This is a genomic window from Brachymonas moutaii (nom. illeg.), assembly GCF_049977365.1.
GTDB lineage: Bacteria > Pseudomonadota > Gammaproteobacteria > Burkholderiales > Burkholderiaceae_C > Brachymonas.
The window spans coordinates 157847-180769 of record NZ_JBNGEN010000004.1 but is presented as its reverse complement, the minus strand read 5'-3'; the positions used below and the strand labels follow the sequence as shown (position 1 = coordinate 180769).

At 63.2% G+C, this 22923-nt stretch carries 21 protein-coding genes, 1 tRNA gene and 1 pseudogene; 15 read left to right on the top strand and 8 right to left on the bottom strand.

From position 1 onward, the window contains the following. The first annotated feature begins 2 nt into the window (after positions 1-2). From ACP2WS_RS06895 to ACP2WS_RS06855, 9 genes and pseudogenes are all read left to right on the top strand, one after another. Positions 3-1337, top strand: coding sequence for an NAD(P)/FAD-dependent oxidoreductase (locus tag ACP2WS_RS06895; protein WP_426460148.1), 1335 nt, complete (start codon positions 3-5; stop codon positions 1335-1337). Then, positions 1334-2848 carry an amidase gene (locus ACP2WS_RS06890; RefSeq protein WP_426460146.1) on the top strand — a complete coding sequence of 505 codons (1515 nt, stop codon included), beginning with the start codon at positions 1334-1336 and terminating at the stop codon, positions 2846-2848. Before ACP2WS_RS06895 ends, ACP2WS_RS06890 begins: the two co-directional genes overlap by 4 nt. Continuing rightward, a complete protein-coding gene (locus ACP2WS_RS06885) occupies positions 2845-3471 on the top strand; it encodes an FMN-dependent NADH-azoreductase (RefSeq protein ID WP_426460145.1) in 627 nt (208 codons plus the stop codon). Before ACP2WS_RS06890 ends, ACP2WS_RS06885 begins: the two co-directional genes overlap by 4 nt. A gap of 27 nt (positions 3472-3498) precedes the next feature. After that, positions 3499-4704, top strand: a complete 1206-nt coding sequence (locus ACP2WS_RS06880) for a cation:proton antiporter (RefSeq protein WP_426460143.1) — start codon at positions 3499-3501, stop codon at positions 4702-4704. Between the two features lie 105 nt (positions 4705-4809). Further along, the gene (locus tag ACP2WS_RS06875; RefSeq protein ID WP_426460142.1) at positions 4810-5295 is read left to right on the top strand and encodes a MarR family winged helix-turn-helix transcriptional regulator; all 486 of its coding nucleotides are present in this window, start codon (positions 4810-4812) and stop codon (positions 5293-5295) included. A 251-nt stretch (positions 5296-5546) separates the two neighbouring features. After that, complete coding sequence (locus ACP2WS_RS06870) at positions 5547-6542, top strand: IS481 family transposase (RefSeq protein ID WP_426460140.1); 996 nt, start codon at positions 5547-5549, stop codon at positions 6540-6542. Between the two features lie 160 nt (positions 6543-6702). Next, on the top strand, positions 6703-7479 hold the full coding sequence (locus tag ACP2WS_RS06865; RefSeq protein WP_426460139.1) for a hypothetical protein: 777 nt from the start codon (positions 6703-6705) through the stop codon (positions 7477-7479). Next, complete coding sequence (locus ACP2WS_RS06860; RefSeq protein WP_426460137.1) at positions 7476-8987, top strand: Tle-like phospholipase domain-containing protein; 1512 nt, start codon at positions 7476-7478, stop codon at positions 8985-8987. The genes ACP2WS_RS06865 and ACP2WS_RS06860 overlap by 4 nt, the downstream gene beginning before the upstream one ends. A gap of 19 nt (positions 8988-9006) precedes the next feature. Beyond that, a pseudogene (locus tag ACP2WS_RS06855) lies at positions 9007-9441 on the top strand (DinB/UmuC family translesion DNA polymerase); the annotation flags it as partial. A gap of 168 nt (positions 9442-9609) precedes the next feature. Here ACP2WS_RS06855 and ACP2WS_RS06850 read toward each other — a convergent pair. The 4 genes from ACP2WS_RS06850 to ACP2WS_RS06835 all read right to left on the bottom strand — a co-directional run bounded on the left by ACP2WS_RS06850 (position 9610) and on the right by ACP2WS_RS06835 (position 12887). Then, positions 9610-9701, bottom strand: a tRNA-Ser gene (locus ACP2WS_RS06850). A 168-nt stretch (positions 9702-9869) separates the two neighbouring features. Then, positions 9870-11189, bottom strand: coding sequence for a serine--tRNA ligase (serS, locus tag ACP2WS_RS06845; RefSeq protein ID WP_426460135.1), 1320 nt, complete (start codon positions 11187-11189; stop codon positions 9870-9872). A gap of 235 nt (positions 11190-11424) precedes the next feature. Next, positions 11425-12408, bottom strand: coding sequence for a 4-hydroxy-3-methylbut-2-enyl diphosphate reductase (gene ispH, locus ACP2WS_RS06840; protein ID WP_426460134.1), 984 nt, complete (start codon positions 12406-12408; stop codon positions 11425-11427). After that, positions 12405-12887, bottom strand: a complete 483-nt coding sequence (locus ACP2WS_RS06835) for an FKBP-type peptidyl-prolyl cis-trans isomerase (protein ID WP_374492878.1) — start codon at positions 12885-12887, stop codon at positions 12405-12407. The genes ispH and ACP2WS_RS06835 overlap by 4 nt, the downstream gene beginning before the upstream one ends. Before the next feature lie 117 nt (positions 12888-13004). Here ACP2WS_RS06835 and radC point away from each other — a divergent pair, with 117 nt between their 5' ends. Together radC and mnmM are read left to right on the top strand one after the other, a co-directional pair. Next, a complete protein-coding gene (gene radC, locus ACP2WS_RS06830; RefSeq protein ID WP_426460132.1) occupies positions 13005-13691 on the top strand; it encodes a RadC family protein in 687 nt (228 codons plus the stop codon). A 95-nt stretch (positions 13692-13786) separates the two neighbouring features. Further along, positions 13787-14371, top strand: a complete 585-nt coding sequence (mnmM, locus tag ACP2WS_RS06825; RefSeq protein ID WP_426460130.1) for a tRNA 5-(aminomethyl)-2-thiouridylate-methyltransferase MnmM — start codon at positions 13787-13789, stop codon at positions 14369-14371. 67 nt (positions 14372-14438) lie between these two features. On the opposite strand, the gene ACP2WS_RS06820 is transcribed toward mnmM, so the two are convergent. Further along, the gene (locus tag ACP2WS_RS06820) at positions 14439-14906 is read right to left on the bottom strand and encodes a CBS domain-containing protein (RefSeq protein ID WP_374492885.1); all 468 of its coding nucleotides are present in this window, start codon (positions 14904-14906) and stop codon (positions 14439-14441) included. A gap of 148 nt (positions 14907-15054) precedes the next feature. Between ACP2WS_RS06820 and ACP2WS_RS06815 the strand changes: the two genes are divergently transcribed. Next, positions 15055-15888: an alpha/beta fold hydrolase gene (locus tag ACP2WS_RS06815; RefSeq protein WP_426460128.1), complete on the top strand. Its 834-nt coding sequence runs from the start codon at positions 15055-15057 to the stop codon at positions 15886-15888. 70 nt (positions 15889-15958) lie between these two features. On the opposite strand, the gene ACP2WS_RS06810 is transcribed toward ACP2WS_RS06815, so the two are convergent. Together ACP2WS_RS06810 and ACP2WS_RS06805 are read right to left on the bottom strand one after the other, a co-directional pair. Beyond that, positions 15959-16477: a DUF2059 domain-containing protein gene (locus tag ACP2WS_RS06810; protein WP_426460126.1), complete on the bottom strand. Its 519-nt coding sequence runs from the start codon at positions 16475-16477 to the stop codon at positions 15959-15961. Next, a complete protein-coding gene (locus tag ACP2WS_RS06805; RefSeq protein WP_426460125.1) occupies positions 16474-17796 on the bottom strand; it encodes a YihY family inner membrane protein in 1323 nt (440 codons plus the stop codon). The genes ACP2WS_RS06810 and ACP2WS_RS06805 overlap by 4 nt, the downstream gene beginning before the upstream one ends. A 114-nt stretch (positions 17797-17910) precedes the next feature. Here ACP2WS_RS06805 and ACP2WS_RS06800 point away from each other — a divergent pair, with 114 nt between their 5' ends. Then, on the top strand, positions 17911-18447 hold the full coding sequence (locus ACP2WS_RS06800; RefSeq protein ID WP_426460124.1) for a DUF2069 domain-containing protein: 537 nt from the start codon (positions 17911-17913) through the stop codon (positions 18445-18447). On the opposite strand, the gene ACP2WS_RS06795 is transcribed toward ACP2WS_RS06800, so the two are convergent. After that, positions 18441-20216, bottom strand: a complete 1776-nt coding sequence (locus tag ACP2WS_RS06795; RefSeq protein WP_426460122.1) for a SulP family inorganic anion transporter — start codon at positions 20214-20216, stop codon at positions 18441-18443. The two genes, ACP2WS_RS06800 and ACP2WS_RS06795, sit on opposite strands and share 7 nt — an antisense overlap. 160 nt (positions 20217-20376) lie before the next feature. On the opposite strand from ACP2WS_RS06795, the gene ACP2WS_RS06790 reads away from it, so the two are divergent. Together ACP2WS_RS06790 and ACP2WS_RS06785 are read left to right on the top strand one after the other, a co-directional pair. Continuing rightward, positions 20377-21810 carry an FAD-binding oxidoreductase gene (locus ACP2WS_RS06790; protein ID WP_426460121.1) on the top strand — a complete coding sequence of 478 codons (1434 nt, stop codon included), beginning with the start codon at positions 20377-20379 and terminating at the stop codon, positions 21808-21810. 163 nt (positions 21811-21973) lie between these two features. Further along, complete coding sequence (locus ACP2WS_RS06785) at positions 21974-22795, top strand: thymidylate synthase (protein WP_426460120.1); 822 nt, start codon at positions 21974-21976, stop codon at positions 22793-22795. Positions 22796-22923: the final 128 nt, after the last annotated feature.

The following is a 22923-nucleotide window of genomic DNA, read 5'->3' as shown; positions in this document are numbered from 1 at the left end:
AGATGCGCACGATAGAAGCCGATTTCGTGATCGACTGCTCCGGACGGGCAAGAGTGCTGACCAAGCAGCTGGAGCTGCAGAAGCCGGCGCCCTATCAGCGGTCAAGCTACTGGTTTCGCCTGGCGGGATTCGACAGATCCATACTGAACGGGCTCAAGGTCGCCAAGAACAGGCATCACTGCTTCGACTCCTACTATGTGACCCATCACTTCTACGGTCGGGGATACTGGATATGGATCATTCCCATGCGAAGCACGACCGGGGAAGACATGGTGAGCTTCGGCATCACCTATCGGCCGGAAATAGCGAACGAACAGCAGATGGACTTTGAACGCCTCTGCGCGATTCTGGAGCGCGATCATCCCCGACTGAAACTGCTGATCACGTCCGGCACCAGAGTGGACGAAAGCCGCTACTACAACTACATGTACGAAGCGCGGCAGTACTATGACCGATCGGGGAAATGGTTCCTGCTGGGCGATTCGGGTTTCACGTTCGATCCGGCCAACAGCGCAGGTATCGCCTACCTGGGCCATCAGATTCCGCAGATCGCGTCGATCATCAAGAAGAAGCTGAATCACTCGCTGACGCCCTGCTATGTCGACGCCCTGGAAATGCACCTGAAGGCCCAGCTTGCGTTGCAGGACCAGTGGAGCAACTGGTACGAAGTCATGGACGACCCCGTCAAGATGGCGTGGACGCTCCTGCTGGCTAACATGGGGTACTTCCACCTCGTCGTTCCCAATTACATGTCCGGTGCCTATCTGAACGCAGGCGTGGCAAGACAGGTGGCCAAGCTTCTTCCACGCTTCGAGCGGGGAATGCAACCGCCGGTATATCCCTTCCCCAGGCTTCTGGATGCTCTGGCGCGGACAAAGGATCCCGAGGAGATCATTCGCAGGGCCTCGGCGCTGTATGAATACACCGTCCCCTTCAGCTACTACCGTCCCGACGACATTCCGCGAGCCCGCTTGGTGAGCAGGTACTTCCGGAAGCATGGAATGTTGCGCTTCAAAGCCCTCCGACTGCTGAATGCGCATGCGCGCCCGAAATACTGGCCGCTGGCTTTCCTTCAATCGCTGCTTGCTCTGGTCGACTTTGCAAAGGCCGGAGCGATAGGTGCGGTGCCTCTGATCTACGAGAAGGAGCATGGCACGGCCGCGAACCTGATCAGCGGGTTCGAGCCTCCCTACGCGTTCCTTTTCCCGCAGGAGAAAACGTCGGTCAGGCCCGGGCAGGGGTCCGTCAGTGATACTCCCCGCGCCATGCCGACCCGGCAGAGCGAGATTCCGGAGCCCCTGACAGCCTGGTACGCACTTCAGGATAGGACCTCATGACCTCCGTTTCGGTCGGCGACGACATCCCGTTCCGGTCCGCTGTGCGCCTCGGCCAGGCCCATGCCCCCTGCGCGGAGGCGGTCGCAACCGGAAAGCTCAGTGCTTCAGCTCTCGCCGAATCGGCGTTGTCCCGCCTTGCGGAAGCCGGGCCGCGCCTGTCTGCCCTGGCTTGGCTCAATGACGTCCAGGCCAGGCAGGATGCGGCCCGCGCGGATGACGTCGCTCGATCCTTCGGCGAACGGGCTCTGGAAGCCAAGCCGCTCCTCGGTCTGCCGATCACCGTCAAGGAAGGACTCCGGCTTGCCGGTGCACCGTGGATGATGGGGTCGGCACTGACGCGGAACCGGATAGCGGCCGAAGACGGTACCGTAGTGAAGAGGATTCGGGCAGCCGGCGCCGTCGTCGTCGGACTCGGCTCGATGGCGGAACGGGCACTGTGGCCAGAAACGGTGAACAAGCTGACCGGGCGCGCGCTGCACCCCCTTGACCCTGCCCGAACCCCCGGAGGGAGTTCCGGAGGGGATGCTGCGCTCGTCGCCGCCGGCGCAGTGACCGCGGCGATCGGAACGGACGGTGGAGGCTCTGTCCGGATACCGGCGGCCTATTGCGGGCTGTACGCACATAAACCAAGCGCCGGCACGGTTCCGTTAAGCGGGCACTTCCCGATGGATGACGGTGCCGACAATCCCAGCGCTCCGCTGGCCCGGTTCTTTGCACCGGGACCGATGGTGCGCGATCCGAGAGATCTGTGGCCGCTTCTTACGGTCATGGCCGGTCCCGACGGCATCCAGCCCGATGTCAAGGAAGGGATGACCAGCCTTCTTCCAAGCACGGATGCGTTGAGGGGCAGAACCGTCTATGTGCTCTCGGACCCCAGGATCGCTGGTGCGCAGCAGACGGACGCGGCTCAGATCCTGGCCGTGGAGACGGCCGCCGCGGCCCTGCAGGATTTCGGCTGCACCTTGAGGACCGCGAGAAGCGACCTTTTGAAAGACGCGTTCAGCATATGGCTCGGAACCCTGAGGTGCGCCGCCGATTCCGATATGGAGCATCTGCTTGGCGGGGGAAAGCGCATCGACCTGCTTCGCGAAACCTTCAGGCAGATCGGGGGCCGAGGGGTGCACACCGCTGCCGGCTACTTTCTGGCCCTTTCGGGTCGCTTCGATCCTACCGGGCCCCCCACCTGGAGTCGCTGGAAGGCGAAGGGCGAAAGATTGGCGGCCGAACTGGAGGCGATGCTGGCCGATGACTCGCTGCTGATCTGTCCCCCGACCCCGGGCGCGGCACCGCGACATAACAGCGCCTTCTTTCACCCATTCAACGTAGCACATTGCGCGGTATTCAACGCTCTCGGTCTCCCTGCAACCGTGTCCCCTATATTGGACGGCCCCGAGGGGTTGCCTAGGGGCATCCAGATAGTTGCACGCCGAGGCGCGGATCATCTATCCGTTTCCGCCGCCCTCGTATTGCATGAAGCAAGACTTCCCCAACCTGAAAGGAGTTACAAGTGAAAAAGACGCTTTTGTATTTGAGTTTCTCGCCGCGTGAAGACTCGGTAAGCACCAGTCTGGCAGATGGGTTCGTAACCCAATGGCAGACGGCGAACAAGGATGCGCAGGTTCTTCGCCATGCGCTCGGGCAGGACGGGGTGACCGGTCCGGACGATGCGTGGATCAAGGCGAACATGATCCCCGCAGCCGAACGCACGCCGGAACAGGTAGCAACTCTTGCTTTCTCGGAAAAGACCATAGACGAGCTTCACCAGGCGAGCCACATACTGATCGCTTCGCCCATGTACAACTTCAACATCCCCTGGACGTTCAAGGCATATATCGACCTGATCGTCCGGGCGGGTAAGACTTTCTCTTTCGATCCCCAGAAGGGGCCGGGTCCGCTCCTGGACTCCAGCAAGAAGCTTCTGCTCGTTCGCTCCAGTGCATTCGACTACAAGTCCGGTACGCCTTCGGAATCGTTCGATCACATGCTTCCCTACCTGAAGCTGGTTTTCGGATTCATGGGCGTCACGAATCTTGAAAGCGTAGACGCGTTCAATCAGTGGGCGGGAGTGGAAGCGGCGGAGGCTTCGCGCGAGCAGGCCAACTCGCGCCTCACCGAACTGAGCGCGCGCTGGTAATAACGGGCGCCCAAGCGTATAGATGCCATGAAATTTACGACAACCGAGCTGCTCCTCGTAGCACTGCTGGTCATCTTCATCGTCCCTTACGTCATCTGGCGCGGGCTTGGGCGTAAGAACTGGGCGCCGCTGGTTGTCGTTCAGATCATTACCGGCGTCATGCTGGGTCCCGGCGTGTTCGGTGCGGCCTACCCCGAAACCTTCAGGTACGTACTGAATCGGGACGTCATGGGCGCACTGAACGGCCTCGGGTCGTGGGCGGTGATGCTGTTCGTATGGGTTGCCGGAATGGAACTCGACGTCCATGAAGCATGGAAGAAGCGACGGGAAACAGGCGTGGTGGCTTCGCTGGCCTTCATGACTCCTTTCGCATTTAGCATATGTGTAGGCATCGTGATCATGGGGTGGGGCAACTGGATAGGGGTGAAAGGCAACTACTGGCAAGTTCTGCTGTCGATAGGAATGGCGTGTTCCGTTACCGCCCTGCCCATCCTGATTCTCTTTCTCGAAAATCTCGGCATCCTCCGGACACCTTTCGGACAGCGCGTTCTGCGATACGCAAGCCTCGACGATATTCTGGTCTGGGGCATGCTCGCGCTGATCCTGCTGGACTGGGAGCAGATGCTGCGACAGATAGGTTTCATCGTTCTGTTCGTGCCCGCGTCCATCCTTGTCCGCAAGCTGATCGTGAAGATGGACGATGCGGACCGCTGGTATGTGGGCTTCATCTGGCTGGGATCATGCGGACTGCTGGCCGATTGGGCCGGTCTCCACTATATGGTCGGGGCTTTCCTGGCGGGGGTGGTGCTGGACATACGCTGGTTCGGCGACGAAAAAGTCGATGCCTTCCGCGGTCACATCCTCTTGGCGATCATGCCCATCTATTTCCTCTTGACGGGATTGCGCACCAGCTGGGAAATCGGAGGCTCGGTGGTATTCGTAGTTGCGGGACTTCTTCTTTTAGCGTCCATTTCAGGAAAACTTATCGGCATGGCTGTCGCCGGGCGACTACTCGGATGGACCTTTCGAGAGTCAACCTTAATCGGATGGTTGCTGCAAACAAAGGCGCTGATTCTGATCATTTTTGCCAACATCCTTCTGGACAAGCAAATCATCACCTCCTATACTTTCACTGCGCTATTGCTGATGGCTGTGGGATCTACCATGCTTACGGTGCCGATGGCGCTACCGCTCCTTCGAGGAGGCGGATATTCCTGTTCCACTTCTAACTAACTGAAAGTCGGTTATCGCGGTGCGCTTTCAGAACGACCGGAATAAAGGTTGTCGAACTAATCAGGACATCCCATAAATTATCCGTTTATATCCAACAGAAATCTAATGAAGCTTGATCAGAAGTATATGGCTCTCATACAAGAAGCCGAGCGTCGCGGTATTGCCGACATCGAAAGCATGCGGATATGCTTTGAAGTGCTCTCGTTGGCGAGCACGATAGACAGGGAGTGCGCATCTTTGCTTGCTCCGCATATGCTGTCGGAAGGGCGTTTTGTCATTCTTTCTCTATTGGCAGGTTCCGTGGACGGTATGGCCCCGAACGAGTTGGCCGACAAGGCGGGCGTCACTCGTGCAACCATTTCTGGTCTTCTGGACGGACTGGAACGTGACGAGCTTATTAAGCGCAAGGTGGATCGGACGGATCGGCGTGCTCTGGTCATCGTTCTGACGTCAAAAGGCAAGGAAATTGCTGGGCAGGTGGTAGATCAGCATAGCCGCTGGATAGCAGGTCTTTTTGGTAGTCTCTCGACTTTAGAGCGAGCGCAACTAACCAAATTGCTTGACAAGGTAACTGAACGCAGCGATCTATGAATTCTCGGTAATTTCTTATTTATGAATAATCGCGGTCGATTGAATGGGCGGATTCAAGTCTGAAATGCGACACCTCAACCTGAGGTAAGTTGCGAAGATGCCCAGAAGATTCGAACACTTGAGCGCCGATGAGCGCACGACGCTGGCTGTCGAGTCCCATGTGATCATGTTCCCCGTAAAAGCTGGGCATTCTTTGAAGCCCGAGCAGTGATGCTCGGGGTGCTGGAGTCCTTTGAACGGGAGTAAGTGACATGAGCCAAGTCCACCCGCGGGCACGCACGACGCCGCGAACCAGAGCCGAGATCAAGGCCTCATCGGCAACGCCAGGGCAATTGGCCGAGCGCTACAACATCACTGCGGCCACGGCGCGCAAATGGAAGCGACGGGACAGTTGCGAAGACCTGTCGCATCGACCTCACACACTGCACACGACCCTGTTGCCGGTGCAAGAGGCTATTGCCGTGGAACTGCGTCGCCTGTTGCTCTTGCCCTTGGACGATCTGCTCGCTGTAGTTCGCGAGTTCATCAACCCAGATGTCTCCCGTGCCGGATTGGATCGATGCTTGCGTCGCCACGGGGTGTCCAGTCTGCGCGAACTGCAAGCTCAAGCGCAAGCCGATGCTGGCGTGCTCAAGGATCAGCCCGCCAAGACCTTCAAGGACTACGAGCCAGGCTTTGTGCACGTGGACATCAAGTACCTGCCCCAGATGCCCGATGAGCAGGACAGACGCTATCTGTTCGTGGCCATTGATCGAGCCACACGTTGGGTGTTCATGCACATCTACGCCGATCAAAGCGAGAAAAGCAGCGTGGACTTCCTGAACCGTTTGGAGCGTGCTGCGCCGATGAAGATCACCAAACTGCTCACAGACAACGGCAGTCAGTTCACGGATCGATTTACCAGCAAGAAACGTGAACCCAGCGGGCGCCACAAGTTCGATGTGGACTGCACCGCCTTGGGCATTGAGCACCGCTTGTGCCCGCCCAAACACCCACAAACCAACGGCATGGTCGAGCGCTTCAATGGCCGAATCAGCCAGGTGCTGCACCAGACGCGCTTTTCATCAGCGGCCCAGCTGGAGGCGACGTTGATGAGCTATATGAAGGTCTACAACCACCATATTCCCCAACGCGCGCTCAACCATGTATCGCCTGTTCAGGCACTCAAAGAATGGCAGGTGAAGAGACCTGAGCTGTTCAAGAAGCGCATACACAAACAGGCGAGACTTGACAGCTATGGGCAATGAGTTCAGGTTAGGACAAGCTCTGAGGCAGCGTTCTGAAAGAGCAAACCATGTCTTCCTGCTCATCAAGAAATAAGTTAACATTTAGACCAAACGTGTTCATGTCAAGCAAAGTCTTGCATAGCCGTGGGGACAGCGCACTTTTGGGATTGATGCAGAGCACATGACTGCTAAACAGAATGTCCAAAGTTCGCGGCATGCACACGAATCTATCAATATGGATCGCATGAAAACTTATCAAACATTTCGGAAGTTACTGCCATACGGCATTGCCGTTGCTTCCCTTTTTTCTGTCATCTCACTCCCTGCCTGCAATATGAATTCTCACTCCATTACACCCAACGGTGCTGTGCCTTCTGATGTGCTTGTTTATGGGCGTAGCAATGACGCTTCGGCTGTTTACGGCCATCGCAATCCTCATCCGCAGGACTGGTACGAGATGTCCATCAAGATTGAGAATGCACCAGGCGCATTTAACCGGTTTAAAGCAACAGTAAGCCTAGAGCCAAAAAACATGACATGCGGAACCTCAGAGGGGCCCGCATGGAACAAGCGGCTGGCTCTGCCAAGTGCTACGGTTTCAACAGAGATGCAAAAGATCTCTGAAACTGAGTTTCGTGTCCGGTTTGCAAAAGACATTCTTGTCAACGAATCCTATTGGGCAGGAAAGCCTCCATGTGAATGGCGGATGATCTCCGTCGATGCCTGGTTCGCAGCAACAGGCGCAGACGGAGAAACCGCATTCAACATCTCTCCTGATACCGCTGAGATTCCTGTCGACAAACCTATGAAAAGGTATTACTGGAAGGGTGGCTACCCAAGAAGTGAATCCGATAACTTCCAAGATATAGGCATGGACTCACCAGAGAAATCCTCTAAGCCAGAGGTGCGAAGTAATCTCTTCACCATCACTGCCATCATTCACAAGGTGCAGCCATGAGTATTACAACGGAGCAATATGCCGAACTCTCCAACCGGGTCTACGAGACAAAGAACGTGGCTTACGGTGTGTTTGGGGAGAATGGCGATGGCAGGGATATCACCATTGATGGCGTGAAGTTTGTCGTGCGAGAACGCGTGAGCAACCCACAGACCGGATATCAGGGCGCGATCTATCAGCGCAAAGACACTGGAGAATTGGTCGTCGCACATAAAGGAACGCAAAATCTAGGGGATGTGCGCGCCGATGCCAATATGGTGCTTAACCGCATCAACGATCAGGCCAATGATGCTATTGCATTGACACAGCGTGCTTTGAATCTAGCAAAGGACTATGAGAGTCGTGGTATGCATACCCCCGTCACCGTCACCGGCCACTCCTTAGGTGGGGGTCTGACAGAAATCACGACCTGCAAGTTCAAGCTGCATGGCGAAACTTTCAATGGTTACGGCGCGGCCAGCTTGGGCAGGCAGGTGCTTGGACACCCGATTCCGGAAGGCGGGAATGCGGTCATCAACCACGTTGTCGCAGGCGATGCCGTCAGTGCAGCCAGTCCGCACTATGGGCAAGTGCGCATCTATGCCTCCGAGCAGGACGTGCATACCCTCACTACTTCAGGATTTGCCTTGCCTATACGCAATCCTGTCATGGTACCCGCTACTGCGACCGTACTCACCGCGATAGATCACGGCATCGGAAACTTCCTGCCACACGACAAGGAAGGTCATCCCAAACCTTCCATCCTGAATCCGCATGCAGAAAAGCTGGCGCACGACAACATGGATGCGATCAAGCACTATCGAAGCGATGTGCAGGCAACACGCGGCATCTTGACATTCGTCACTAACCCTTATGGAGTGACCAAAGATGCCGCACAGGACATGTATCAGAATTTCCAGAAAAACCTGAGCGAGGCGGCCAAACATTCGCAGGAATCGCATTCATCCAACCCGCAGTTCCAGCAGCGGATAAAGGACATGGGCCATGCTGCGCAGCAATTTGAGATGCACCGATGGGACGTTCGACCCCACTCGGATCATTTCATCAGGCCATTGCAACCCACAACAGAGCCATTGCACAGTCGCCAAATCTCCGAGGCAGCAACGCCGCCATCAGAAACTGCCATCCTGGCCCGGCACAGCAACCCGCACATCGTCGCCTTGCACGAGCGCGTGCAGAACGAGCCCGGCCTGAGCAGCTATACCGAAACCGAGCGTTCCCGCATCGCTGCTGCCACTTGCCTGGAGTGCCAGAAAACCGGTAAGAACATTGCAGGCATGACCGAAGTGGAGAGCCATGCATACAAAGGCAAAGCGCTGTTTACGGCAGATGACCCGATCAGGGCTGCACGCGATCCCTATACCAGCAGTGCTACTGTGGATGTAGCAAGAGCTGTGGATACCCCGGTGCAGGACAGCCTGAACCAGATGCAATCAGTGCAAGTCGCGCAGGCCCAAGCACAAGAACAAGCCCAAAGCCGCGCAGCCAGCGGGCCTGTGATTTTCTGATAGCCCCAGACAAAACCAGATTGCATTTACGCGCAGCTTTGGCCATAGGGTGACGGCGTTGGAGCCGTTGATTGAGGCTGTATCCGAATTTGCCACCCGTGCTGCAGAGAAACTGCGTCAGCAAGACAGCACGGCCAGCCAGTTGCTGGTTCTGCTCCAGACCAGCTTGTTCAGCAAGGAAGAGGCTTACAACAACTCAGTGGTCATACCGTTGCGAAGACCCACAGACCATACCATCACGCTGGTACAGGCTGCTTCACTGGGCATGCGCGCCATCTACAAGGAAGGCTATCGCTATGCCCGAGCGGGTGTGATCTTGCTGGAACTTCAGGACAAAGCACTTGTGCAAGGGGAACTGGATTTTGACAGCAGCGACAGGAAAGGCAATCTGATGCTGGCGCTGGATGCCATCAATGGCAAGTACGGGAAAGGCACCCTGCGGATGAGGTCAGCTGGTGTGCAATCAAAACCTACCTGTCAGGTCCCGGATGATTGGATTGTAAAAACCAAGCGTCCGCTACTGCTCAGTGAGCTGCTGCCGGTTCTGTGGACACCGATCTGGGACACCTGCGCCGAGGCACACAAGAAAAAACCCGTTGAAAATCAACGTGTTCTTGTGCATTGGCGGAGAGAGAGGGATTCGAACCCTCGATACAGGAGAACCTGTATGCCGGATTTCGAATCCGGTGCATTCGACCACTCTGCCATCTCTCCGGGTCGGTCGGGCTGTCTGGGCGCTGAGGCAGCCGAAGAGGCGATTCTACATGCAAGCGCGGCGGGTTTGCGGTGTGGGTGGCGAAATTGGCTGCGTGGCCGCCGTGCGCGTGCCTGTTCCGTCGTCCGGGAGCCTCGGGGGCTCCACGGCACGGCTGCGTGCTGCCCTCAGGCGGCGCGCAGTTCGGTGAGGCCGCCCATGTAGGGGCGCAGGGCTTCGGGCACTTCGATGCTGCCGTCGGCGCGCTGGTAGTTTTCGAGCACGGCCACGAGACAGCGGCCCACGGCCAGGCCGGAACCGTTGAGGGTGTGGACGAATTCGTTCTTGCCCTGCGCGTTCTTGAAGCGGGTCTGCATGCGGCGGGCCTGGAAGGCTTCGCAGTTGCTGACCGAGGAGATTTCGCGGTAGGTGTTCTGGGCGGGGACCCAGACTTCGAGGTCATGGGTGCGGGCCGAGCCAAAGCCCATGTCGCCGGTGCACAGCACGATGACGCGGTACGGCAGCCCGAGCTTCTGGAGCACGGCTTCGGCGTGGGAGGTCATGTCCTCCAGGGCCTCGTAGCTGTGGTCGGGGTGGACGATCTGGACCATTTCGACCTTGTCGAACTGGTGCTGCCGGATCAGGCCCCGGGTGTCGCGCCCGTAGCTGCCGGCTTCGGAACGGAAGCAGGGGGAATGGGCCGTGAGCCGGATGGGCAGGTCGGCCTCGGCCAGGATTTCGCCGCGCACGGTGTTGGTGAGGGGGACTTCGGCCGTGGGGATGAGGTAGAGCGGGGTGTTGTCGGGATGATCCTCGCTTTCCTGTCCGCCTTTTCTGGCAGCGAAAAGGTCTGCCTCGAACTTGGGCAGCTGGCCAGTGCCGCGCAGGCTGTCGGCGTTGACGATGTAGGGCACGTAGCACTCGGTGTAGCCGTGCTCGGTGGTCTGCAGGTCGAGCATGAACTGGGCCAGCGCACGGTGCAGGCGGGCGATCTGGCCGCGCATGACGGAGAAGCGGGCTCCGGTGAGCTTGGTGGCGGTTTCGAAGTCGAGGCCGAGCGGAGCGCCCAGATCGACGTGGTCCTTGACGGGGAAGTCGAAGGTCCGGGGGGTGCCCCAGCGGCGCAGCTCGACGTTGGCCGATTCATCGGGACCGACGGGCACGCTGGCGTGCGGCAGGTTGGGGATGCCGGGGAGCATGGCAGCCATGTCGGTCTGGATCTGTTCGAGGCGGGCTGCGCTGTGTTCGAGCTCCTGCTTGATGCCTGCGACTTCGGCCATCACGGCTTCGGCGCCGGCATGGTCGCCCTTGCCCTTGAGCTGGCCGACCTGCTTGGAGAGCTGGTTGCGGCGGGCCTGCAGCTCCTCGGTGCGGGTCTGGATGGTCTTGCGTTCGGCTTCGAGCGCGCGGAAGGCGTCGACGTCGAGATAGGGCTGCGGATTCTTGCGGGTCTGGAGACGGGCAACGACCTGGTCGAGGTCCTTGCGAAGAAGGTTGATGTCGAGCATGGTGAAAATGAAAAGCGATCGGTGAAAATGAAGATGAAGCGGGCTGCACGGGCGGCAGTTGAAATCAGCGAAAGCGCCAGAGCGGCAGCACACGCGTAGAGCACGCGCAAGAAGCGTGCAGAGCAGCAGCATTCCCGGGCTGCGGTGGTGGGGGGTGCCCTCCTGCATGAGCGGCGCCGGCAAGAGGCCGCAACACGGCCCGTACATACAGGCAGAGTACAGGCAGGCGGGGTGATCAGGAGATGTCAGCCCCCTCCTCGCTATCGAGGCGCAGGCCCTTGGGCAGCGGGAACTTGAGTTTTTCCTCGACACCGTCCATGGTGCGCACCGACACGGCGCCAAGCTCGCGCACGCGGCGGACGACTTCCTGCACCAGGCTCTCGGGGGCCGAAGCGCCCGCCGTGATGCCCACGGTGTGCGCTGCTGCGAACCAGCCGGGCTGCAGCTCGTCGGCATGGTCGACCATGTGGCTGACGACGCCGAGCCGGCCGGCCAGCTCGGCCAGACGGTTGCTGTTGCTGCTGGTGGGGCTGCCCACCACGATGACCACATCGGCTTCGCGGCTGAGGAGCTTGACGGCGTCCTGCCGGTTCTGGGTAGCGTAGCAGATGTCCTGCTGCTTGGGTTCGCGGATGCTGGGAAAGCGCGCACGCACGGCGGCCGTGATGGCGGCGGCGTCGTCCACGCTCAGGGTGGTCTGGGTGACGATGGCCAGGCGCTCGGTCTGCGCGGGCTGGACATGGGCCACGTCGTCCACGTCTTCGACCAGATGGATGCCGCCATCGAGCTGCCCCATGGTGCCTTCGACCTCGGGGTGGCCCTTGTGGCCGATCATGATGAACTCGTAGCCCTCGCGGGCGAGCTTGGCGACCTCGATGTGCACCTTGGTGACGAGCGGGCAGGTGGCGTCGAAGATGCGGAACCCGCGCTCGCGGGCTTCTTCCTCCACGGCACGGCTCACGCCATGGGCGCTGAAGACCAGCGTGGCACCGGGCGGCACTTCAGAGAGCTCCTCGATGAAGATGGCGCCGCGGCTGCGCAGGTCGTTGACCACGTGGGTGTTGTGCACGATCTCGTGCCGGACATAGATGGGCCGGCCGAACTTCTGCAGCGCCCGCTCGACGATGTCGATGGCACGATCGACACCGGCGCAGAAGCCGCGCGGCGCCGCCAGCACAATGGCGGCATCCCCGGCCATGCGGGGGGACAGGTCGCTCATAGCACGCCCAGAATGTGCACCTCGAACGCGACCGGCTGGCCTGCGAGCGGGTGGTTGAAGTCGAACAGCACCGCCTCGTCGGACAGCTCGGCCACACGGCCCGCAAACTGCCCCTGGGCATCGGGAGTGGGGAACTGCACCACCTCGCCGACGGTGTACTGCTCGTCGGGGTCGCCCATCTCGGCGAGCACGCTGCGCTTGAGCCACTGCAGCATCTGCGGATTGCGCTCGCCAAAGGCCTCGCCGGCCGGCACATCGAAGCGGGCGTGGGCTCCCTCGGCCAGACCGAGCAGGCGCTGCTCCAGCGCGGGAGACAGCACCCCGGTGCCCAGCGAGAGCGTGGCGGGGAGCTGGTCGAAGGTGTTGATGATGTCGCCCTGCGGGCCGGAGAGGCGGTAGTGCAGGGTCAGGAAAGAGGTGGGCTGCACCACAGGCACGTCCTGGGTGGCGGAGATGGTGGGGGTCACAGGTTCAGACATAATCGGCACCAAAAGGGAATGCGGCCTATTGTAAGAGCCCACCCCCAATTGCCATACTCCCCACAGGGCCTACGGCCATGCGGGGGGTGACTGTCTGCTGCCTCGATCTTCCTCTCCATGGCCCTCGACCATCTCCCTGCCGACTCCCTGCCGCGCGAGAAGCTGCTCGCCCGGGGCCCTGCCGCCCTGAGCGATGCCGAGCTGCTGGCTCTGCTGCTGCGCACCGGCACGGCCGGCCGGAACGTGCTGGTGATGGCGCAGGAAGTGCTGGATGCCTGCGGGGGCGTAGGAGGCCTGCTGCAGGCATCGGCCGGATCGCTGGCGCGCATCAAGGGACTGGGAGGCACGGCCAAGCGCGCCGAGCTGCTGGCGGTGATGGAGCTCGCTCGGCGCGCGCTGGCCCAGCGGCTGGCGCAGCGCGAGGTGATGAACGAGTCGTCGCTGGCACGCGACTATCTGCAGATGCAGATCGGCCATCTGCCGCATGAATGCTTTGCGGTGCTGTTTCTCGATGCGCAGCACCGCATGATCGAGTGCGAGACCCTGTTCAGGGGCACGATCGACCAGACCAGCGTATACCCCCGCGAGGTGGCCCTGCGCGCGCTGCACCATCACGCCGCGAGCGTGGTGCTGGCGCACAATCACCCCAGCGGAACGCTGACGCCCTCGGAGGCCGACATCGCCCTGACGCGGCATCTGTCGCAGGCGCTGGGGCTGCTGGACATCCGGGTGCTCGACCACATCATCGTGGGCCGGGGGCAGGCACTGTCCATGGCCGAACAGGGGCTGATGCCGGCGGGCTGAGCCAGCGTTCTGCGGCTTTGTGCCCTACTCCCTCCCGCATTTCCGGTTCCTGCGCCCGCTGATTCCGACTGTTTCTGCTGTTCCCCTGTATTGCCATGCGCCCTTCCAGCCTGACCCTGCATCTGCCTGCCATCGTGCCCATGGCCCATCGCATCCTGCGCGAGGCCCTGCAGCCCGGGAACTGCGCGCTCGATGCCACGGCGGGCAACGGGCACGACACGCTGCTGCTGGCCGAGTGCGTAGGGCCCACAGGGCGTGTGTGGGGCTTTGATGTGCAGGCGCAGGCCCTGGCGCACACCCGGCAGCGTCTGTCCGACGCCGGCGTGCTCGACCGGGTGACTCTGGTGCATGCGGGCCACGAGACGCTGGCCGCACATGTCGATGCCCCGCTGCAGGCCGCCGTGTTCAATCTGGGCTGGCTGCCCGGCAGCGACAAGCAGGTGGTGACACGCCCCGAGCCCACCTGTGCAGCCCTGCAGGCAGCCGCAGACCTGCTGCAGGTGCATGGCGTACTGGTGCTGGTGGTGTATCAGGGCCATCCGGGCGCCGTGGAGGAGCGGGAGGCCGTGGAGGCATGGGCAAGCCAGCGCGATCCCGGCCAGTGGCGGGTGGCGCGCTATGCGCTGGTTAATGTGCCCCACGACCCGCCCTACGTGCTGGCCTGCGAGCGCGTGGCCTGAGAGGCGGCAGGCACCATGATCCCCTGCCCGGCCGGCCGCAGCCAGCGGGCAGAACGGGATCGGGGCATCAGCTGGCGTTGTTGCCGGCCTTTTCCTCGTCGTGCTCGGGCCAGTCGCGGATGTAGGCCTTGAGCATCTTGTTCTCGAAGTTCTGGCTTTCCACCACGGTCTTGGCCACGTCGTAGAAGCTGATCACCCCATGGAGGGTGCGGCCGTCCATGACGGGGATGTAGCGCGCATGGTGATCGAGCATGATGCGGCGCACCTCGTCGAGGTCGGTGTTGAGCGTGCAGGTGATGGGGTAGTCGTCCATGGCGGTGCGCACCAGGGTGCCGCCGAGCTCGCCGCCGTTGCGTGCGAGCTGCAGGTTGATCTCGCGGAAGGTGAGCATGCCCACGACATCCCCGTGCGCCATGACCACCAGGGAGCCGATGTCCTTGTCGGCGACCAGCTGGACGGCGGCAAGCAGCGTGTCGTCGGGGGAGATGGTGAAGAGGGTATTGCCTTTGACGCGGAGAATGTCGCTGACCTTCATGCGGGCACCTTGCAGGAAAATGGGAGGAAATGGGGGCAAATATATCCCACAATCGGGGCTGTGACCCCCGTGGATGCCCTTGGAACCCGAATCGGCATGCCCCTGGGGGCCCTGCCCCGCCGCCGCATCACGAAAGGAGCTGCACCCCATGGACATCACCTTTGCCGACCAACGCCTGTATGCGGACACGGGGCCCCTGCCCCTGCAGCCCGGACAGCCCACTGTGCTGTGCATCCATGGCGTGCTCAACGACCACTCGGTGTGGACGCCCTTTCTGGCGCCGCTCGCCCAGCGCGGCTGGAATGTGCTGGCCGTGGACCTGCCCGGCCACGGCCGCAGCGCCGGAACGCCCCCTGCCAGCGTGGCAGACGCCGCCTCGCGGCTGCTGGCCATGCTCGATGCCCTGGACATCTACCGGGTGGCCGTGGTGGGGCACAGCTGGGGCAGCCTGATCGCCCTGCATCTGGCGGCGATGGAGCCTGCCCGGGTGCAGCGGCTGGTGTTGGTGGGCACGGCCTTTCCGATGAAGGTATCGCCTGCCCTGCTGGACATGGCCGAATCCGATCCCGACCAGGCCATCGACCTGATTGCGCGCTATTCGCACACGGCCCCTGCAGCACCGTCTGCAGAGACGGCGGCAGACCCTGCCTCAGCCCCCATCGAGGTGTCACGTGCCCTGATGCACCGGGTGCTGGACAGCAACCCGCAGGGGCACCTGCTGCGCACCGGGTTTCTGGCCTGCGACCGCTATGCCGACGGGCTCACGGACATGGCACGGGTGCGCTGTCCGGTGACTTTCGTGCTCGGGGAGGCCGACCGCATGACTCCCGCCAAGGCGGCACGCTCCCTCATCGAAGCCGCAGGTCCACTGGGGCAGACGCATGTGCTGCCGGGCGGACATGACCTCATGGCCGAAGCCACCGACGCGCTCCTGCAGGTGCTCCAGGAGGCACTGCCCGAGGCCGCCACGCCTGCGCACTGACGCGGCTGGACGCAGGCAGAAGGCCCGGGCCGCACAGGTCAGCCGGTCAGCCGGTCAGCCGGTCAGCCGGTCAGTCGGCGGTCTGGGCAGCACGCAGGTCGGTCTTCATCTGCTGGAAGACCTCTCCGACACGCTGCAGCACGCGCGGCATGACCTGCTGCTGCACGAGCTCCATGAGGCGCTGGTTGGCCTGCGGCATTTTCGCAACCCAGGCCCGCCCGACGGGCGAGCGGTAGAAGGCGATGAGTCCATCCACTTCCTCCTGCGTGAACACGTGCTGGTAGGTCTGCACGATGAACCCCTGCATCTGGGCAGAAGTCATCTCCTCGACCACGATTTTGCCGAGCTGGTCCTGGGCATCGGCCACGATCTGCTGCTGGCGCGCGTTGAGCCGGGAAAGGTCAGGGTTGAATTTCATGGCCCGCAGCACGCCGTCGCGCATCATGGCGGGCATCTGCCGATAGGTCTGTTCGACCCCGGAGACATCCATGAGCTCCCGCAGGGAGGGATCGGTGGGCACGGCCGCCCAGGCAGAGGTGCCGAGAACGGCTAGGGCACAGGTGGCGGCAAGACGGGACAGACGGATCATGAGAGGTCCTGAAGAGAGCTCGCAGACGGAGCGGGGGAAGACAGGCCGGGCGGGGTGACAGGCTCGGGCCCGGAAGCCGCTGCCATGGGCACCAGCCCCAGCGCGTCGGAAAGGGTCAACCCTGCCGGTGCCTGCTGCCACAGGGGCTGCAGCTCGGGCGTCGGGGGCAGGAGCCAGCGCGCGACGAGCGGCGCGACGGGAGTCGAATCGGGAGGCACGAGCAGCACCCAGGTGCCGACCTTTTCATCGAGGCGGCCTACCCAGCGCAGTGCCGCGAGCTCCTCCAGCACAGGTTCGAGCTGGGGTGCCTCGACTTCCAGGGCGGCCGCAAGTTTCTCGACCGACAGGCCGCGCTGGGGCGTGGCATGGGCCACCACAAGCTCGCGCAGCGCCTCCACGGCCAGCTGCATCTGCCACGCCATGCCCTGCCCGTGCCGGCGCGGTCCGCGCAGCAGGCTCGGCAGATAGGCCGCAATCACCGCCCCGAGCAGCACGATCAGCCACGCCATGTACATCCACAGCAGCAGGATGGGCAGCGTGGCAAAGGTGCCATAGATGACGGAATACGAGGGCACGCGCGCCAGATACAGGCCAAGAAGCCGCTGGGCCAGCGCCAGCCCCGCCGCCGTGAACACCCCCCCAGCGCACGCATGGGCCGTGCGGACCCGCGTATTGGGCACGAAGTAATAGAGCGAGCCGAAACCGATGGACATGAGCGCGAATTCCACCAGATCGATCAGCGCCTTGACGCTGCCGGAAGGAATCTCGGGCACTCCGGTGACCCAGCCCTGCGACAGCGAGAGAATGTACGAGGTAGTGGCGATGCTGGCCCCGAGCACCACGGGCCCGATGGTGATGACTGCCCAGTACACCAGCACGCTCTGCGCCAGCGGCCGGCGCTTGCGCACGCGCCAGATGGCGTTGAACTGCGTGTCGATGTTCGACATCAGGAAAAACGCCGTCAGGATGAAAAAGAAGGTCCCCGCCGTGCCCAGCTCGCGGGCATGTCCTGCAAAGGTGGTGATGCTGTTGGAGACCTGACTGGCAATGGCGTCCGGAATCAGGTTCTGCACCATCCACTGTTCCAGCGCAAGCTGCAGCCGCGCAAACACCGGAAAGGCCGTGAACACCGAGAGCATCACGGCAAAGAAGGGCACCATGGCGGTGAGGGTGGTCAGCGTCAGGCTGCTGGCGGTGAGCGCCAGGTGATCCTCGCGGAAACGCTGACGGAACATGGTCAGGGTTTCGCGCCAGGGCAGTTCCAGAAAACGCCGCGGGAGCTGAAAATGCCAGCGCAGCAGTCGGTGAAGCACATGCATGACGCTATGATGCCACCTCCCGGCCTGCTGTCAGGGGGCACCATGGCACTGTGCCCCGTGGCACGCACGACTGCACGCAGTCTGCCGGCCTCCGAGCGCTCTTTTTCTCCTGCCATGACCTCGCCTTCCGCTTTTCTCCCCCCTGTTCCGGTCGCTCCTTCTGCCGCCGTCCGCGCGTCGCGTGCAGCGGCCGTGGCCCTGCTGCTGGCCCTGGTCGCCCTGTGCGTGGCCTGGGAGCTCTGGCTGGCTCCCGTTCGGCCCGGAGGCTCGTGGCTGGCACTCAAGGCGCTGCCGCTGTGCATTCCGCTTGCCGGCCTGCTCAAGCACCGCATGTACACCTACCGCTGGCTGAGTCTGATGGTGTGGCTGTATTTCTGCGAAGGCGTGGTGCGCGCCACGAGCGACCGGGTTCCGAGCCGCTACTACGCCCTGGCCGAAGTGCTGCTGTGCCTGGCCCTGTTCGTGGCCTGCGTGATCCACATCCGGCTGCGCCAGAAGGCCGCAGCAGCCCACCCGAGCGAAGCACCTCCGCCATTTGCCGACACCGAGATAATGGACGACGACGCGGAGGAGGAAGAAGAAGACGACGACTCGCCAGCTGCGCAAGGGCGCGCGGCCGAGCCGGCATCTTCCGCTCCCACCCCTCACTGAGACGGAGCCACACCCCGCGCCACAGCCGCAGGCGGCGCACCCTGCTCCGCCGGGGGAGCAGCCACCGGCCAATGCCCCGGGGGCGCAGTCGCAGCCTCGGCCTCCTGGACGGCATCGTCCACGCTCCAGTACATCTGCCACGGCAAGGGGGTGAGGGGCGGAGCGGAATCTCCCGTGAGGGCCGAAACGGCCTGGCCCGGCGCCGCCAGCGCCCGAAAGGCCCGCTGCAGGGCTGCGCGGGGCCTGTCCTTGACCCGCGCCAGCAGCAGGCGCTGCCCATGCCGGTGCAGATGGTTCTGCAGCTCGGATAGCGCCTCCACCGAGGTGGTATCGAGATCGTCGCAGGCCTCCAGGCTCAGCACCACCGCCTGCACGCCGGGCCGGTGGGCCAGGGCGCGAAAGTGCCCGAAGATGGCCTCTGCATTGGCAAAGAAGACCGGCTCCTCGGGCCGCAGAATCAGCACATGCGGCACCCGGCGCAGATCCGGATGGCTCGCCAGATCCACATAGTCGTGCGAACCAGGCCACTGCCCGAGTTCGCTGCACAGCGGCTGGGCAAAACGGCGCAGGGCCAGCAGCACCGACAGGCCCACCGCCAGCAGCATGCCGAACAGCACCCCGAAGAACAGCACCCCCGCCACCGCCACCAGCGCCAGCCAGGCGTCCCCGCCCATGCGCAGCGGCGTGAGCACCGGCCGGAGCGCCAGCTTGTGCAGCAGGATGCCGATGACCACTGCCGCCAGCACCGGAATGGGCAGAAGTGCCAGCCACGGGCGCAGCCACAGCAGCATGACGGCGATGGCCACTCCGGCACACACGCCGGCGAGCTTGCTGCGCCCGCCCGCCGCGTAGTTGGCCGCCGAGGCGGAGAATCCCGCCCCGATGGGCAGCCCCTGCACCAGACTGCTTGCCATGTTCGACACCCCGAGCGCCAGCATCTCCCGGCGCGAATGCACCTCGTCCCCATTCTGCAGGGCCAGCGAGCGCACGGCCCCCCAGGATTCGGCAAACAGAATCATCAGCAGCGCGGGTGCCAGCTGCGCCGTGCGCACCCAGGCGGCCCAGTCCAGGTCGGGCCAGGCCAGATGCACGCCTTCCAGATCGATCATGCCCACCAGGGCCACCCCCTGCGCACCGAGCGGCAGCGCCACCCCGGCGGCCACGCCCAGCAGCAGCACCCACAGCGAAGGCTGAAGCCAGCTCCAGCGCCGCCGCAGCCCGTGCAGGCCGAGCCAGCAGGCCAGCGTCGCGCCGCCCAGTGCCACGCTGGGGCCGTGGGCCGCGGTGAGGTGCATGCCCAGCTGCCCCAGCACCTCGAACACGCGTCCGCCCTGCACCGGAAGCCCCAGCAGATGCGGAATCTGCCGCACGATGATGGTGAAGGCCAGCGCCCACGTGAACCCCCGCAGCACGGGCCGCGAGATGAAGGAGGCCAGAAAATCCGCCCGCAGCAGCCCGGCCAGCACAAACAGGCCCCCCGTCATGCCCACCAGGGCATAGCCGCTCGCGGTGCCGTTGGCCGCCACCATGGAGGCAAAGATGGCCGCTGCCGACGAGGTCGACGACACCGTGGCAAACCGGCTGCTGCCCAGCAGCGGATACAGAAACAGGCCCGCCAGGGCCGCCACCAGCGCATGCACGGTCGGCACGCCGGCAATGGCGGCGTAGGCCACCGCTTCCGGCAGCAGCATCCCCGCCAGCGCCAGCCCGGCGAGCACGTCGCCGGAGAAAGTCGGCCACCGCCCGATCCGCATCGGCTTCAGCGGCATGGCCCGCATGGCCCTCTCCCGGACGCGCCTGCACCGCACCGGGCGCCGGAGCAGAAGATCGACAAACACAGGCGCATCACACGCATCGGCAACATCTCCAGACAGAACGAGAGGGGCGAAGGGAAACGAAAAACGAAACGCACCCATGATAATGAAGCCCATGCAAGATTCCGCTCTTTCCACGGCTGGCCTGGCATCCCGGCTCGCCACGCTGGTCGGTGCCGACCATGTCCTCACCGGTACCGATGCCGCCCCCTACTGCAACGACTGGCGCAAGCGCTACCACGGCCAGGCGCTGTGCGTGGTGCGCCCTGGCAGCACCGCCGAGGTCGCTGCCGTGGTGCGCGCCTGCGCCGACTCCGGCACGCCCATCGTGCCCCAGGGGGGCAATACCAGCCTCGTGGGCGGTGCCACCCCGGACGCCGATGGCCGCAGCGTGGTGCTCAGCCTGGGCCGCATGCATGCCATCCGCCGCATCGACGCCGCCAACCTCACCCTCACGGCCGAAAGCGGCTGCGTGCTCCAGCAGGTGCAGGAAGCCGCTGCCGCCGCAGGACACCTCTTTCCCCTGAGCATGGCCAGCGAAGGCAGCTGCACCCTGGGCGGCAATCTGGGCACCAACGCAGGTGGCACCCAGGTGCTGCGCTACGGCAACACGCGCGAGCTGTGCCTGGGCCTGGAAGTGGTCACCCCCCAGGGCGACATCTGGGACGGCCTGCAGGGCCTGCGCAAGGACAACACGGGCTATGACCTGCGCGATCTGTACATCGGCAGCGAGGGCACGCTGGGCATCATCACCGCGGCCACCATGAAGCTCTTTCCCATGCCGCGCGTGCAGCTCACCGCCTGGGCGGCCGTGCCGAGCGTACAGGCTGCCGTGGACCTGCTCGGACTGGCACGCCAGCACCTGCATGCGGGGCTGACCGGCTTCGAGATGATGAGCCGCTTTGCGCTCACGCTGGTGGACCGGCACTTTCCGCAGCTCCACGTCCCGCTGTACCACGACACTCCCTACTGCGTGCTGCTGGAGAACTCCGACTTCGACGGAGAGGAATCTGCCCGTGCCCGCTTCGAGGCGCTGCTGGAAGCAGCCCTCGCCTCGGGCTGCGTCACCGATGCCATCGTGGCCGAGAGCCTCTCCCAGGCACAGGCGCTGTGGCACATGCGCGAGAGCATCTCGCTCGCGCAGTCCGAGGAGGGGCTCAACATCAAGCACGACATCTCGCTGCCGGTATCGGCCATTCCGGCCTTTGTAGCCGAGACCGATGCCGCACTCGGCCAGGCCGTGCCCGGCGTGCGCATCGTCAACTTCGGCCACCTGGGCGACGGCAACCTGCACTACAACATCCAGGCCCCTGAAGGGCAGGACCCGGCGATCTTCCTGCGCGAGCAGGAGCCCGGCATCAACACCCTCGTGTTCGATGCCGTGGCACGGCATGGCGGCAGCATCAGCGCCGAGCACGGCATCGGCCTGCTCAAGCGCGACACCCTGCCGCACTACAAGTCGCCCGTGGCCCTGGCGCTGATGCGCAGCCTCAAGCAGGCGCTCGACCCTCGCAACCTCATGAATCCCGGCCGCGTGCTGGGCCACTGAGCGCCGCAGTCTCTCCCCTGCCCACCGACACCGTCCTTCCGCCACGGGACGACCGCATATCCGCTCCCCGGGCCCGGATATGCGGCCACAGCAATAATCGAGCCCTGTCCCTCCGGCCGGTGCTGCACCCTGTGCACGCTGGCCGCCGCCCATTCCGCGCACCATGTCCATCCCCACCACCCCCTGCTCCAACCAGTACGAAACCCTGCTGCGCCACGTGCGTGACCACGGTGTAGCCAAGTCGGATCGCACCGGCACCGGCACGCGCAGCGTCTTCGGCTACCAGATGCGGTTCGACTTGCAGCAGGGGTTCCCGCTCGTCACGACCAAGAAAGTCCACCTCAAGAGCATCATCTACGAACTGCTGTGGTTCCTGCGCGGCGACGGCAATGTGCACTGGCTGCAGGAGCATGGCGTCACCATCTGGGACGAATGGGCCGATCCCAAGACCGGCGACCTGGGCCCCGTCTACGGCGTGCAGTGGCGGAGCTGGCCCACGCCGGACGGCGGGCACATCGACCAGATCGCGGATGTGGTGCGCACCCTGCGCAGCAACCCGGATTCGCGCCGCATTCTCGTAAGCGCCTGGAACGTGGCCGAGCTCGACCGCATGGCACTCATGCCCTGCCACGCCTTCTTCCAGTTCTACGTGGCCGAGGGGCGCCTGTCCTGCCAGCTCTACCAGCGCAGTGCCGACCTGTTCCTCGGCGTGCCCTTCAACATCGCAAGCTATGCCCTGCTGACCCACATGGTGGCGCAGCAGTGCGATCTGGAACCGGGCGACTTCATCTGGACAGGGGGCGACTGCCACATCTATGACAACCACCGCGAGCAGGTGGAGCTGCAGCTTGCCCGGGAGCCCTATCCCTACCCGACCCTACACCTCCGCCGCCGGCCGGCCGACCTGTTCAGCTACGCCTACGAGGACTTCGAGGTGCGCGACTACCGGCACCATCCGGCCATCAAGGCCCCCGTGGCCGTGTGACCATGTGACCGTCCCCGGTGGAGCGGCACACGGCAGGCAGACTCCGGCCCGCCCTGCCCGTCACCCCATGCGCCAGCCAAAGAAAAACGCCCCGCCAGGCACAGGCCTGTGAGTGGAGCGTCGGACGG